10 protein-coding genes are annotated in these 14,313 nt (G+C 70.0%); 8 read left to right on the top strand and 2 right to left on the bottom strand.

What is annotated here, in order from left to right; genetic code table 11:
• Positions 1 to 81: 81 nt before the first annotated feature.
• Together FS770_RS12215 and FS770_RS12210 are read right to left on the bottom strand one after the other, a co-directional pair.
• Positions 82 to 2,130: a S8 family serine peptidase gene (locus FS770_RS12215; RefSeq protein ID WP_244944921.1), complete on the bottom strand. Its 2,049-nt coding sequence runs from the start codon at positions 2,128 to 2,130 to the stop codon at positions 82 to 84.
• Positions 2,131 to 2,420: 290 nt separating this feature from the next.
• Positions 2,421 to 2,681, bottom strand: coding sequence for a type B 50S ribosomal protein L31 (locus FS770_RS12210; protein WP_055083062.1), 261 nt, complete (start codon positions 2,679 to 2,681; stop codon positions 2,421 to 2,423).
• A gap of 328 nt (positions 2,682 to 3,009) precedes the next feature.
• Between FS770_RS12210 and FS770_RS12205 the strand changes: the two genes are divergently transcribed.
• From FS770_RS12205 to FS770_RS12170, 8 genes are all read left to right on the top strand, one after another.
• On the top strand, positions 3,010 to 4,788 hold the full coding sequence (locus FS770_RS12205) for a hypothetical protein (RefSeq protein WP_145012258.1): 1,779 nt from the start codon (positions 3,010 to 3,012) through the stop codon (positions 4,786 to 4,788).
• A complete protein-coding gene (lplAB, locus tag FS770_RS12200; RefSeq protein WP_145012255.1) occupies positions 4,789 to 5,853 on the top strand; it encodes a lipoate-protein ligase LplAB in 1,065 nt (354 codons plus the stop codon).
• Between the two features lie 124 nt (positions 5,854 to 5,977).
• Positions 5,978 to 7,009 (top strand): LCP family protein, encoded by a 1,032-nt coding sequence (locus FS770_RS12195; RefSeq protein WP_144943438.1) that lies wholly within the window; start codon positions 5,978 to 5,980, stop codon positions 7,007 to 7,009.
• Positions 7,010 to 7,202: 193 nt separating this feature from the next.
• Positions 7,203 to 8,648, top strand: coding sequence for a glycosyltransferase family 4 protein (locus FS770_RS12190; RefSeq protein WP_145012252.1), 1,446 nt, complete (start codon positions 7,203 to 7,205; stop codon positions 8,646 to 8,648).
• A complete protein-coding gene (locus FS770_RS12185) occupies positions 8,645 to 10,513 on the top strand; it encodes a glycosyltransferase family 4 protein (RefSeq protein ID WP_145012249.1) in 1,869 nt (622 codons plus the stop codon). Before FS770_RS12190 ends, FS770_RS12185 begins: the two co-directional genes overlap by 4 nt.
• Positions 10,510 to 11,448, top strand: coding sequence for an ABC transporter permease (locus tag FS770_RS12180; protein WP_244944920.1), 939 nt, complete (start codon positions 10,510 to 10,512; stop codon positions 11,446 to 11,448). The genes FS770_RS12185 and FS770_RS12180 overlap by 4 nt, the downstream gene beginning before the upstream one ends.
• Positions 11,432 to 12,391 carry an ABC transporter ATP-binding protein gene (locus FS770_RS12175; protein ID WP_244944919.1) on the top strand — a complete coding sequence of 320 codons (960 nt, stop codon included), beginning with the start codon at positions 11,432 to 11,434 and terminating at the stop codon, positions 12,389 to 12,391. The genes FS770_RS12180 and FS770_RS12175 overlap by 17 nt, the downstream gene beginning before the upstream one ends.
• Complete coding sequence (locus FS770_RS12170) at positions 12,388 to 14,307, top strand: glycosyltransferase family protein (protein WP_145012246.1); 1,920 nt, start codon at positions 12,388 to 12,390, stop codon at positions 14,305 to 14,307. The genes FS770_RS12175 and FS770_RS12170 overlap by 4 nt, the downstream gene beginning before the upstream one ends.
• The last annotated feature ends 6 nt before the right edge of the window (positions 14,308 to 14,313 follow it).

Genomic DNA, 14,313 nt, shown 5'->3' with positions numbered 1-14,313 from the left:
GCACGAGATCTTCCCCCGCACACGACGGCGGGCGGTCCCCGGAAAGGGGACCGCCCGCCGTCGTCGTGCGAGTGGGGGAGCTCAGCGCGTGGTCCACACCCCGCGCTTGGCGGTCCAGTGGGCGGTGACGCCGTTGGAGAACTGCTGGCGCACCTCGCCGTTGCTCGTGTACTCGTCCGTGGTGGGCCAGCCCCAGCCGCGCTCGAGTCCGGCCCGCTTCCAGGCGCCGCCGATCCCCCCGGTCTCCTTCACCGCGTGGGCACCGGAGCGGGCGCTCCACAGGGTCTTGGTCACCGAACTGCCCTTGCGGTACATCTGGTAGGAACCGCCGTTCACACGAGCCTCGCCGGAGGACGGGAAACCGTAGCCGCGCTCACGACCGGCCGCGATGAACTTCTTGCCGATCACCGTGGAGTTCTCCACGACGTTCGCGCCCGTGGCGCTGGACCAGTAGATGGTCACCTTCCGCCCGTTCTTCACGAACTCCTGGTATCGCCCGCCGTTCGAGGCGTTGGCCTCGTTCATCACGGGGTTGCCCCACTTGGCCGCGCCCCCGGTGGCGCGCCACGTGGTGCCGATCCCGCCCGAGACCGTGTAGGAGGCCAGGGCCTGACCGGTGGGAGCCACGGCACGCACCGCGGCCGAGGGGTTGAGGTTCAGCGACCCGAGCCGTCCGCTCGCGGTGGACTTCAGGATCTGCTCCACGCGTGCCGCGGTGATGGCTGGGTCACGCTGCTTCATCATGGCCACGGTGCCGGAGACCAGCGGGGTGGCCATCGAGGTGCCGTAGAGGTTGCCGTAGGTGGCGGCGCCGGGTGTGGTGGTGCCGCCGTTGACGGTTGAGAGCATGGGGAACTGGGCGGTGCCGCCCGGGGCGAGGACGTCCACCACGGCACCGGTGTTCGAGTAGCCCGCGGTGTTTCCGGCGTTGTCCGAGGCCCCGACCACGATGGTGTTCGTGCAGTTCGCCGGCGCGGTGCCGCCCGCGTTGACGGCGCGGTTGCCCGCGGCCACCACCACGGGGACGCGGCGGTTCACCGCGGTGTTGATCGCGTTCTGCATGGTGGTGCCGCACTCGCCCGGGTAGTTCAGGGACATGTTGATCACGGAGGCGGGGTTCTTGTTCGCGGGCTGATCCGCCACGGCGGCACCGGCGGACCAGGTGACGGCGTCCGCGATGTCCGAGACCCAGCCGTTGGTGCACTTGCCGAGTACACGCACCGGCAGGATCTTGGCGCCGGGGGCCGCCCCCGAGATACCTGCCCCGTTGTTGGTCACGCCCGCGGCGAGACCGGCCACGTGCGTGCCGTGCCAGGACGAGGGCCGGGCCGCGGCGGAGCACTCTCCGGCCGCGCTCCAGTCGCCCTGGTCCTGCGGGTTGCCGTCCCGCCGGTCGCCGTCGCGGGAGAGTGCGGTGTCGTTGATGAAGTCACGGCCCGGCAGCACCTTCGAGTTGAGCTCCGGGTGCGAGGTGATTCCGGTGTCCAGCACCGCGATGGTCTGGCCGTTGCCGCGGGAGACGTCCCACGCACCGGGGAAGTTCACGCCGCCCTGGGCCGGCAGCAGGGTCCACTGGTAGGCCGTGTAGACGTCGTTGGGCATCCAGGAGGAGGAGGCGAGGCGGTCCGCCTCCGCATACTCCACGGCCGGGTCCGCCTGGATCTCGGCCACGAGCTTCTTCTGCTCGGTCTCGTCCAGCTCGCGGTCCAGCTCGAGCACATCGGCCTGTGCGGCGGTGGTCTTCACCTTCTCGCTGACCTCCGGTGCCTTCGCCTCGCTCAGCGCGTTCTCAGCGGCCTCTTCGACCACCTTTTCCTTGGTGGTCTCCGCGGCCGCGGGATCGTGGAACTTCACGATCACGCGGTCGGACTCGGTGGGCGGGTCGTTCGGCACGGTGCTCGCGGGAGAGTCCGGGCCGCTCTCGGGAGCCGCCACGGCGGGCTGCGCGGAGAACGCCAGGGCAGCGGTCACCGCGATCGGCAGCACGGACCGGCGCAGCACGCCCGTCAGGGAGGACCACGACGCCGCGGCGTCGTGGTCACCACGGGAGGAGCCGTCAGCGAGACCGGCACGGCGGGAGCTGTAGCGCGCTGCAGGCATGGTGCAGCGGCGGGAGAAGGGTGTCTTCATCGGTGGGGAGACCTTTCGCTGGCCGCGACGCAGGGAAGGGGGGACCGTCGGGGCCTGAGGGGGATTGAGCCGTGCACAATCCTATGCAAAAGATCACAGTTTGGTGACGGACACGCCGAAGGTGTCGTGACGTGTCCGCGACCCGGGGGCGGCCACGCCGCCCGCGCCCAGGCGGTTGGGGTCGTGCGCGTTCGCCGACCCGAAGCAACCGGGACCCGCTGTGTCCTGGAATGACGCACGCCCGGCACCACCGTGAGGTGGGCCGGGCGTCCGGAGGGAGCGAGTCCGACTTACTTGGAGGACTTCCCGAAGTTCGCGAAGCGCTGGTTGAAGCGCTCCACGCGACCGGCGGAGTCCATGATCCGCTGCTTGCCCGTGTAGAACGGGTGGGACTCGGAGGAGATCTCGACCTCGATGATCGGGTACTCGTTGCCGTCCTCCCACGTCTCCGTCTTGGAGGAGGTGGCGGTGGAACGAGTCAGCACGACCTTGCCGGAGGCGAGGTCGCGGAAGAGGACCGGGTGGTAGTCCGGGTGGATGTCAGCCTTCATGGTGTCAACCTTCTGTAGGTGCCTGGATTTTGCCAGGCACGGCGTTGCTCGGATGCGGTGCGCTCGGAAGCGGGCACCAAGGCACCAGCATACGCCCGCGCGGGCGAGCGGTCGACCGGGGACTCGGACCCGCCGGTAGGGTGGACCGGTGCCCACAATCCCCTGCCCTGTCAGCCCAGAAAGTGGTGTGCTCCCACTGAGGGGTTCCTCCTGGAGGCGTCACTCATCTCGATGCAGGCCGCGTTCCGTCGTCCTTGCGCTCTCGGGCGTGGGAATCCTGCTGATGAGCGCATGCGCCGCGCAGCCGGAACCAGCACCGACTGGGCCTTTGAGCGGGGTGGCCCGCAACGCCCCGTTGCACGACGTGGACCCTGCGGACGTCGTGGCGGCAAGAAATGCTCCCGAGGCCTACCCGGCGAGCGCCCCCACCCGTGGTGACACCAGCGCATCGGTTCGGGTGCCAACAACCCCGTCCGACGCCAGTGAGTACCAGCAGGGTGCCGTGGGGTTGTCCTTCGAGTCCACCGACCTGGCCGACCAGCGCCTGGGCAGCGATTCCGACGACCTCGTGTCGATCTTTCGCGCGCTGAACGGACCTACGCTTCGGTTCGGTGGCAACTCCACCGACCGCAGAATGTTCTTCACCTCTGACGACGAACCTGCCCCCACCGACTGGAAAGTCACTGAGGGGGAGAGGATCACCCGGGTGACGCCGTCCGACCTGCAACGGGTCGCCGGATTTGCCGACGCTACGGGTGCTTCGGTCATCGTGAGCGTGGACCTCGCGCACGACGACCCCGACCGCGCCGCGGACTTCGCCGAGCACGCGCACGAGGCCTTCGGGGACCAGCTCATCGGTGTGATGGTGGGCAACGAACCCAACGGGTTCCACAATGAAGACGCCCCCGGGTTGAGCGTCAAGGGACCGGGGTGGAACACCCTGCAGTACACGCGCCAGCTCACGGCCTACTCGACGGCCATCCACGAGCGCGTGCCAGGTCTGCGAATCGTGGCACCAGGCGCGTATTCAGCCGACTGGTGGGACGCGGCGGCGGCATCGCGCACCGCAAATCCGCTCGCCCTCGCGGTGCACCAGTACCCGTTGTCCGAGTGCGGGACGGACAACGTGCAGCAGAGACCCACCGTGGCCAACGCGGTGGGCTCCGTCACGCGGGAACGCGTGGACTCTTTCGTCCAGCGGGCCGCTGTCGACGCCACGTCCCACGACGCCCCGCTGTGGATCACGGAGACCTCCGCCTCCGCGTGCGCGGGCAGCAACGCGATCACGGAGACTCTGGCAAGTGCGGTCTACCAAGCCGAGTACTCGGTGCGGGCACTGTCCCGGGGAGCGGAGAGGATCGCCGTCCATTCATCGCTCGCTCCGTGCCACGGAGGCGCGCCGATGTCCCCCTTGTGCGCCAACGGAACAATCGACCACCCAGGAGAACGCTTCGCGCTTCGAGCCAACGGTCTGGCCCTGGCCCTCGTCGCAAGCATTCCGAGCGGAAGGGTGCATCCGGCCACAACGGGAACTTCGGACCTGACCGGGTACGCGGTGGAGCACGACGACGGTTCCACGACCCTCGTCCTCTCCGACTTCCGCGATCCCGGCACAGCCGGCACCCGGACCACCACCGTGACCATGCCCGACGGGGTCGCGAGGGTCACGGAGGCCCAGCTGAGCGCCGCCGAGTGGACGAGCGAGTACCCCGTGGACACCGTCCTTGACCACGCGGGGCAGTCCACCGGCGCGACCGCCAGCCCTGCAAGCACGTCACACGGCGCAGACTATCCTGCGGACCCCGCCATCGGGCTCAGCGTCGAAGAAGCCGTGCGCCCCGTGGCATCGGGCTCGGTCGCCGTGGACGGCTACGGTCTGCCCATCGCCCCCGCGGCTAGCAGACCTGCCGTGGCGGGAGTCGACGCCGGCGAACGCACGTTCTCGCTCGCCCTCCCTGCGGGAACGACTTCCGTTCTGACCATTACGCCATCCGACCGATCGACCGGACCGAGCGGCACCGGGGTTCCCTCCGAGCCGACCGGTACGCCGTCTGGCACGATGCACCCCAGCGGCTCAAGAACCTCAACACGCAACGGAGGACAGTGAATGAACACGTCGCACGCCCACGGAGAGTACAAGGTCCCCGGCGGGAAGCTGGTGGTCGCGGACTTCGAGGTCCAGGACGGGCGCCTCGCACGGGTGTCCATCAACGGGGACTTCTTCCTGGAACCGGACGAGGCCCTCGCGGACATCAATGCCGCGCTGACCGGTCTGCCGGAGGACACCGCGCCCCAGGATATGGTGCAGCGCATCGAAGCGGGGCTGCCGCCGTCTGCGGTGCTGTTCGGCTTCGACGCCCGCGCGGTGGTGATTGCCGTGCGGCGTGCGCTGGCACGGGCCACGAGCTGGACGGACCACGAGTGGGAGGTGATCCCCGCGCTGGTGCGCCCCACCCTGGAGAACCTGGCACTGGACGAGGTGCTCGCCCGCGAGGTGGGTGCGGGGCGGCGCAACCCCACGCTGCGATTCTGGGACTGGGACGAGCCGGCCGTGGTGATCGGCTCGTTCCAGTCGGTGGCCAACGAGGTGGACCCGGAGGCCGCGAAACGCCACGGAGTGCAGGTGGTGCGCAGGGTCTCCGGCGGCGGGGCCATGTTCATGGAGGCCGGCAACTGCATCACCTACTCCCTCTACCTCCCGCAGACCCTGGTGGATGGGCTGAGCTTCGCTGACTCCTACCCGTTCCTGGACGCGTGGGTGATGCAGGCTTTCAAGGACATGGGGGTGGAGGCGTTCTACGTGCCCCTGAACGACATCGCCACCCCGCAGGGCAAGATCGGCGGGGCGGCCCAGAAGCGCTTCGCCAACGGAGGGATGGTCCACCACGTGACCATGAGCTACGACATCGACGCCGAGAAGATGACGGACGTGCTGCGCGTGGGCAAGGAGAAGCTCTCCGACAAGGGCATCCGCTCCGCGAAGAAGCGTGTGGACCCGCTGCGCCGTCAGACGGGCATGGCGCGCGAGGACGTGATCGCCGCTCTCTCGCGCACCTTCACCGATCGCTACGCGGCGAGGATTGGTAAGGTCTCAGACAGCGAGCTCGCCGCGGCCAGGGAGTTGATCGAGCACAAGTTCGGCACCGAGGAGTGGATTCACCGGGTGCCGTAATAGTATGTGCAAACGCAATCACCACTGCGTCCGCTCCACCTGGCCTCGGAATGCCGCCCGCATCCCGAAGCCAGGGATCGGGTGAGCGTCGCGTGATGATGACCCCCCAGCCCCGGAGAGCCACGTGTCCCAGCCCCAGTACGAGTCAGACGCCCACGAGCCCCGCCCGGTGAGGAAGAAGCACACCGGGCGCAACATCATCCTGGTCCTGCTGTCCCTGGTGGTGGTCCTGGCCGTGGCCGCGGGCCTGTTCATGTGGAACCTGGGCCGCAACTTCGACAACGGGGCGGCCAGCCTGGACAACGCGTTCCCGGACGAGTCCTCCCGACCCGCCAAGGGCTCCGCGGAGGACAACGGAACCACCGTGCTGCTGCTCGGCTCGGACAAGCGCCCCGAGGGCGTGGACAAGGACGTCACCGGCTCCCGGGCGGACTCGATCATGCTGCTGCACATCCCGGAGGACGGCGGGCAGATGTACGTCATGTCCATCATGCGCGACACGTGGGTGGACATCCCCGGCGTGGGCGAGTCCAAGATCAACGCGGCACTGGACCAGGGCGGGATGCCCCTGATGGTCCAGACACTGGAGGAGAACTTCGACACCCGCATCGACGAGGTGGCCATGGTGGACTTCGCCGGGTTTGAGGGCCTCACCGACGCCCTCGGCGGGGTGACTGTCAACGTGCCCGAGACGTTCACCGCCCAGGGCGGGCAGCACTTCGAGGCCGGCCCCCAGGAGATGAACGGCGAGCAGGCGCTTGCGTTCGTGCGGGAGCGCTACGCGTTCTCCGACGGCGACTACCAGCGCGTGCGCAACCAGCGGGCCTACCTGCAGGCCATGATGAACAAGCTGCTGAGCACGGGCACCGTCTCCAACCCCGTGAAGCTCAACGAGGTGGTCAAGCAGATCTCCCCGTACCTGACCGTGAGCGACGGGTTGACCTCCACGTGGATCGCCCAGCGCGCGCCCCAACTGGTGGGTCTGAGTAGCAGCGACATCCACATGTTCACCGTGCCCAACAAGGGCGTGGGAACATCCGCGGACGGCCAGTCGATCATCGTCGCCGACGAGGACGCCATGAAGGCGATCGGCAAGGCCATCTCGAACGGCACCCTGGACAGCTACGTTCAGTCGCTGGACCAGCAGGGCCAGTGACCTCCGGCGCCCGGGCGGGACGTTCCGCCCGGGCGCCGTTGCAGGTGCGGGACCCGGCGCTGTCCGTCCCCGCAACGCAGACCCCTGCCGACGGCCCCGCCCTCCCCACGAGGCCGTCACACCGGCACTTTCCCCCACCGCCCGGCAGCTCCTTCCCCTCCCCGCCGGCTCGTGACCGTGACGCGAGAGAGACATGACCCCCACCTCACCCCCCACAGGCACCGAGGCCGCAAGTTCCCAGCCGCCCCTTCGACTGCTGCTGCTCGCCAGCTCGTACTGGCCCGAGCACTCACCGCCGCAGCGCCGGTGGTACTCCCTGGTGAGCCATCTGCGCGAGCGCGCCTGGAGTGTGTCCGTGGTGTGCCCGGTGGCCCACTACGGTCCGGGTCCGGACTACTCCGAGACCACGCGGGGCCGTGCGTGGCGGCGTCAGACCGGATTCCTGGGGGAGCAGATCCACCGTGTTCCGTTCCTGTTCGTGGGTGACCACCGGACGGGCAAGCTGCTGGACCAGCTCGTGAGCGCGGCGGCCTCGGCGGTGCGGGGGTGCCTCACGGGGCGGCAGGACGTGGTGGTGGTGACGGCCCCGTCATTGCCGCTGCTCGCCTCCGCCCTCGTGGTGGCGCGGGTCAAGGGCGTCCCCCTCGTGGTGGAGATGCGCGATGCGTGGCCGAACCTGGCCGAGGACGCCTCCGTGGTCCGCGGGGGATCGCGCTCGCTCGTGAACAGGGCGGTGGTCTCGGTGCAGAACAGGGCCGACCTCGTGGTCACGGTGACCCAGGGCTTCGCCCGGACATTGCGCGAGCGCGGTGTGCGCAACGTGGTCACGGTGCGCAACGGGATCCTGCTGGAGCGCACCCCGCAGCTTCCCCCACCACCGGTCGAGCGGGACGTGCTGCGCGTGCTCTACCTGGGCAACCACGGGGAGTCCCAGTCCCTGGACCGGCTGGTACGTGCCGCCCACCTCGCCGGGGACGCGGTGGAACTCACCCTCGTGGGCCAGGGCAGCCAGAAGCCCGCGCTGAAAGAGCTCGCCCGTGAGCTCGGTGTGAACGTGCGGTTCCTGCCGCCGGAGTACCGCGAGCTGGTCTTCGCCCGCTACCAGGCCACCGACTCGATCGTGATCTGTCTGCGCGACGACTGGAAGTCCTTCGAGGACACCATCCCCTCCAAGACCTACGAGGTGCTCGCCGTGGGGCGCCACATCACGGCCGTGGTGCGTGGAGAGGCCGCCCACGTGCTCGCGGAGGCGGGGGAGGGAGACATCGTGGGCTCCGACCCCAAGGAGATCGCGGCACTGTGGCTTGCGCTCGCGGCGGACCGGTCCCGTCTGCTGACCCACGGCTCCGGGCGGGAGTGGGTGCGTCACAACGCGGACTACGCAGACCTCGCCGTGCACTACGACCAGCACCTGCGGGACACGGTGCGCGAGCACTCACGTGCGTGCGGTGCGGGGTTGCTCCCGCGCGCCGCACGCCTGGTGCACTCGCTCCGTCGCTCGCTGCGAGCTCCGTCCCCCGCCTCAGCGTGGCCGGGACGGGCAGGCGCATCCCCGTCAGCCGGTCCCCGTGGGACGGGGCAGCCCGTGGCCGGGTTCCACCGTGCCTCGGAGCGCACGGCGGGAGGGGCCGGCGCGTGAGCCTCGAGCGCACCGGGAGGTGCCTGGAGCTCGCGGCCAACGCGTGGCTCACGACGGGCACCGTGGCCCGTCACGTCACCGACGACCCGGTGGTGTTCTGGTTGCAGGTATCCCGCCGTCTGCCCCGCCGGTGGGTCACCCCCGCGGCACGGTGCCTGCGCCACGCCCCGGGCGCCACGCCGCGGGCCACCGCGCTTCACGTGCTGGGCCACGACGACGCCGCACGCACCGTCCTCGCCGAGGCGTCGTCGGGCGCGTGGGGGACCCGGCGCGGTGCGGAGGTGGCCCTCGCCCTGGGGGACACAGACCTCGCTGCACGGCTGCTCGACTCCGTGCCCGAGGGAACCCCGGGGACTGCGGCAACCCGCGCCCGCCTGGCCTGGCACCGCGGCGAGGTGGACCACGCCGTCGCGCTGCTGGACGCGGCCCGCTCAGGGGGGACCGCTACCCGCGGCGAGCGCTCCCTGCACTGCCGGCTCGCCGCGGAACGCGACCTGCTCGGCGACTTCCTACCGCGCCTCGACCCCGTCACCGGCTACACCCCGCGCGAGCGGACCGTGCTCTACGCGGTGACCAACTCGCTGCCCCACACCGCGAGCGGCTACGCGCAGCGCTCCCACTCGTACCTCACCGCTCTGCAGGAGGAGGGATGGCACGTGCACGCGGTGACCCGCCCCGGCTACCCCGTGCAGGTGGGCAAGATCCTCGCCCGCCACACCGACGTGGTGGACGGCATCCCGTACCACCGCATCCTCCCCGCTGGACTCGCCAGCACCGCCACGGGACGCGTCCAGCAGCACGCGGACGCCCTGCTCGCACTCGCCCTCGAGCTGCGCCCCGCCGTGCTGCACACCACCAGCCACTACGTCAACGCGCTCGCTGTGGCCGCCGTGGCGCGGACGCTCGGCATCCCGTGGGTCTACGAGGTCCGCGGCCTGCTCGCGGACACCTGGGCCGCCACCCGCGGCGAACAGGCCGTGTCCTCCCCGTACTACGAGCGCTTCCAGCGCCGGGAGGCCTGGGCAGCCACGTCCGCCGACCGCACGGTGACACTCGGCACCGCCATGGCCGGACGCCTCATCGACCTCGCCGCCGATTACGCCACGGACGACGCCGTCGACACCCCCCGCGGGCGCGGAACCGCCGCGCACGGCGTTTCCGGGGCGCCCCTGCGCGTGGACCTCGCTCCCAACGCCGTGGGCGGCGCCCTCCTGGACGCCCCGAGCCGCGACACCGCCCGCGTCACGCTCGGGCTGCCCGCCGACCGCTTCCTCGTGGGCACCGTGACCTCGGTGGTCGACTACGAGGGCATCGACGACCTCCTCGGCGCCGCAGCCCTGCTCCGATCCCGCATCCCCCAGCTCCGAGTGCTGGTCGTGGGAGACGGCGTGGCCCGGCCCGCCCTCGAGCACCTCGCCCGCGACCTCGGCATCGAGGACATCGTCACCTTCACCGGCCGAGTGCCCCGCGAGCACGCCGCCACGTGGACGGCCGCCCTCGACACCTTCGTCATCCCCCGCAAGGACCGCTCCGTCACCCGGGCCGTGACCCCCCTGAAACCCGTCGAGGCCATGGCCGCGGCAACCCCCGTGATCGCCAGCGACCTGCCCGCCCTGCGCGAGACCGTCCGCGACGGCGAGACCGGACTGCTCACACCCCCCGAGGACCCGCGTGCGCTCGCAGAGACCATCGAGCGACTCGCCCGGGATCCTGGGGAGGCCACAGACCTCGCCCTGACCGCACGTGCGTGGGTCCGCGAGCACCGCACGTGGGCCGCAATCGCCCAGCAGGCCTCCACGCGGTACTGTGAATTGACTGAAAACATCCCCACGACGGCCCACGAACCGCAGGAGATCGACGCATGAGCACCACTGCCGACCAGGTCCCTGGCCCGGGCACGGCCGGGGGTCCCGGTGCGGGGGACGGGTCCACCGGGGCCGCTCCGGCCACCCGCGTGGAGCACTTCGACCCTGCTGCGATGACCGCGGTGGGCGCCCGGCCGCCCCTGCGCGAGTACGTCCGCGAGCTGTGGGGCTCGCGGCACTTCATTGCCTACGACGCCCGCGTGCGGCTCGCGGTGAGCCAGGACCACACTTTTCTGGGCAAGGCGTGGATCGTGCTGAACCCGGTGCTGCTGGGGCTCACGTTCTACGTGATCTTCGGGCTGCTGCTGCACACGGGCCGGGGCATCGAGAACTTCGTGGCGTTCATCGTGCTCGGGCTGACCATGTTCATGTACAGTTCCCGTTCGGTCGTGGCCGTCTCGCGCTCCATGGCGTCTGGGAAGGCCCTCGTGCGCGGGTTCATGTTCCCCCGTGCGGCCCTGACACTGTCCATCGTGATGCGTGACGCCCTCACCCAGGCGTACGCCCTCGGGTCGATCCTCGTGTTCCTGCTGATCGTGCCGCCGCTGGAGCCCATCTCCTGGACGTGGCTGCTGCTGATCCCCGTGTTCGCGCTGCAGACCGTCTTCAACTGGGGCTTCGGCATGCTGCTGGCCCCGGCGGTGCACAAGATCCCGGACCTCGCGAACATGCTCTCGTTCCTGATGCGGCTGTGGATGTACTCCTCCGGGATCTTCTACGACCCGTCCCGGTTCGTGAGCGACGAGCGGATCCTGGCCCTGTTCCACTTCAACCCGCTCTACCAGGTGCTCGCGATGAGCCGGGATCTCGTGCTTCGTGCGCAGCTGCCCGCGTGGTCCTCGTGGGGCGTGCTGAGCTGCGCCTCCCTGCTCGTGTTCGTCGTCGGCTTCCTGGCGTTCTGGCGCAACGAGGAGAGCTATGCGGACGAACGGTGAGGACGGCCCGGTGGAGGACTTCAGGGACGACGGGGCACTGGGCTCGCTCTTCGGCGCGGACGGAGACCTCTCCTTCCTCGACGAGGAGGAGCGGGGTGCGGCAACGGGACCCGCCGTGGTGATCGACCACGTGAGCATGGTCTACAACGTCACCTCCACCGGCGGGGGAGACGAGGTTCCCGTTCCAGCGCCGGTGCGCTGGGCTCGCAAGGCCCTGGGACGCCCGCCGGTGGTGCGCAATCGCGCCGTCAACGACCTCACGCTCGCCGTCCACCAGGGGGAGTTCGTGGGCTTCATCGGCCGCAACGGCTCGGGCAAGTCGACGCTGATGAACATCGTGGCCGGGCAGATGAACCCCACCTCCGGCCGCGTCTACGCCGTGGACACCCCCGTGAAGCTCGGCGTCAACGTCTCGCTGGTTCCCGCGCTGTCCGGGGAGAAGAACATCCGCCTGGGCTGCCTGGCCCAGGGGATCGATCCGCGGCGCGTCGAGGAGATCCTCCCCGAGCTGGTGGAGATCGCCGCCCTGGGCAGCGCCATCCACTGGCCCATGAAGGCGTACTCCTCCGGCATGGCCGCGAGGCTGCGCTTCGCGGTGGCCACGGCAACGGACCCCCACATCCTGATCCTGGACGAGGCGCTGTCCACCGGGGACGCCCAGTTCCGCGAGCGCGGGCAGGCCCGCATGGCCCAGATCCGCGAGCAGGCCGGCTGCGTGCTGTTCGTGTCCCACACGATGGCCGAGGTGCGCGAGATGTGCACACGGGTGGTGTGGCTGGACCAGGGGGACCTGCTGATGGACGGGGACCCGGACAACGTCACACGAGAGTACGAGGCGTTCATGAAGCAGCTCGCGGCCGGGAACAACCACGCAGCAGAACGGGAGAAGCAGCGTCTGATGTCCCAGGTGGTACGCACCGAGTTGCGTGAGGTGCACGCATGAGCCCCCGCGGCAGCGACCTGCGCACGCAGCTGTGGCACCTGCGCCACGGCGGGCTCGCCCAGTGGAGGACCCACCGGCGGCGGGCGAACCTGCCCCAGGGGCCCTCTGCGAGCGCCGTCGTCACCGGCACGGGAGCCGGACAGGGTGACCGGCACGGGGCCCAGGACGCGCCGCGGGAGGTCTCCTTTGCCCCGCAGGCATGGCCTGAGCGTTCGCCCGTGCGCGCGGACGTCACCGCCGCCGTGGTCCTTGACGACTTCTCGCTGCGCGCGTTCCAGTACGAGTGGAACCAGGTGGAGCTGACCCGCGGGAACTGGCGCGCCGAACTGGCTGCCCAGCCCGTGGACCTGCTGTTCGTGGAGTCCGCGTGGCACGGCAACCACGACGAGTGGCAGTACCAGTTCACGGGGACCTCCGGCGTGAAGGAACCCGTGCGCGAGCTTGTGGGCCACTGCCGTGCGCAGGGGATCCCCACCGTGTTCTGGAACAAGGAGGACCCGCCGCACTACGAGGACTTCCTGGAGTGCGCGCGCCTGTTCGACGTTGTGTTCACCACCGACGTCAACAAGGTCCCCGACTACCACAGGGACCTCGGCCACGAGCGCGTGGGCGTGCTGCCCTTCGCAGCCCAGCCGGCTGTCCACAACCCCGCGCGGCCCCGCACGGGCTTCCACAGCCGGGACGTCGCCTTCGGCGGCATGTACTTCGCCCACAAGTTCCCGGAACGCCGAGAGCAGATGGACCTGCTGCTCGGCGGGGCGCACGACGTCTCGCCCAAGCTCGACACCGGGCTGGAGATCTTCTCCCGCTACCTGGGCCACGACGAGCGCTACCAGTTCCCCGCGCCCCTGGACCGCCACGTCGTCGGCTCCCTGGGCTACGACCAGATGCTCACCGCCTACCGCGCGTACAAGGTGTTCCTCAACGTGAACTCCGTGGTGGACTCGCCGTCCATGTGCGCTCGGCGGATCTTCGAGATCACCGCGTGCGGCACCGCGGTGGTGTCCACCCCGTCCGAAGCCGTGCGACGGTACTTCACGCAGGACCAGCTCTCCGTGGTTGCAGACCGTGAGCACGCCGCTCACGTGATCCGCGCCCTCGTGCGCAGCCCGGAGCTCGCGGACCGGATGGTGCACCGCGCCCAGCGCGAGATCTGGGCCAAGCACACCTACACGCACCGCGTGGAGACGGTGCTCGAGCGCGCGGCCCCGCAGCTCGCCGTCGCCCGAGTGCGCCCCACCGTGACGGCGCTGCTGTGCACCAACCGCCCCGAGCGCGTGGCCACCGCCCTGGCGGGGATCGCCGCGCAGCGGAATGTGACGCTGGATGTCGTGCTCGTGGCCCACGGTTTCGACCCGTCGACGAGTGCCATGGCCGACGCCGTCCACGACTCAGGTCTGCAGGTCACCACCGTTGCTGCGGACGCCTCGCTGACCCTGGGGGAGTGCCTCAACCTGGCCGTGGAGCACGCCACCGGGGACGTGCTCTCCAAGATGGACGACGACGACTACTACGCGCCGCGCTACCTCGCCGACCTGCTGGACGCCCTGTCCTACGCGAACGCGGACGTGGTGGGAAAGCAGGCGCACTACATGCACGTGCAGTCCCAGGACGCCACGCTGCTGCGCTTTCCCCGCCGCGAGCACCGGTACACGGACTTCGTCATGGGCCCCACCATCACCGGCCGACGCGAGGTCTTCCGCCAGATCCCGTTCCAACGGCGCAGCACGGGGGAGGACACATCGTTCCTCGCGGCGGTGCGCGAGGCCGGCTACACGATCTACTCTGCGGACCGCTTCAACTTCGTCCAGTTCCGCGGCGCGCACAGCCACACGTGGCAGGTGTCCGACGCCGCAGCGCTCGCTACCGGCGACGTCGTACTTTTCGGGGACAATAAAAAGCACGTGACGATATGATTTTTC

The sequence above is a fragment of the Kocuria salsicia genome (assembly GCF_007681555.1).
GTDB classification, from domain to species: Bacteria; Actinomycetota; Actinomycetes; order Actinomycetales; family Micrococcaceae; genus Kocuria; species Kocuria salsicia.
This window is presented reverse-complemented; position numbering and strand designations above follow the sequence as displayed.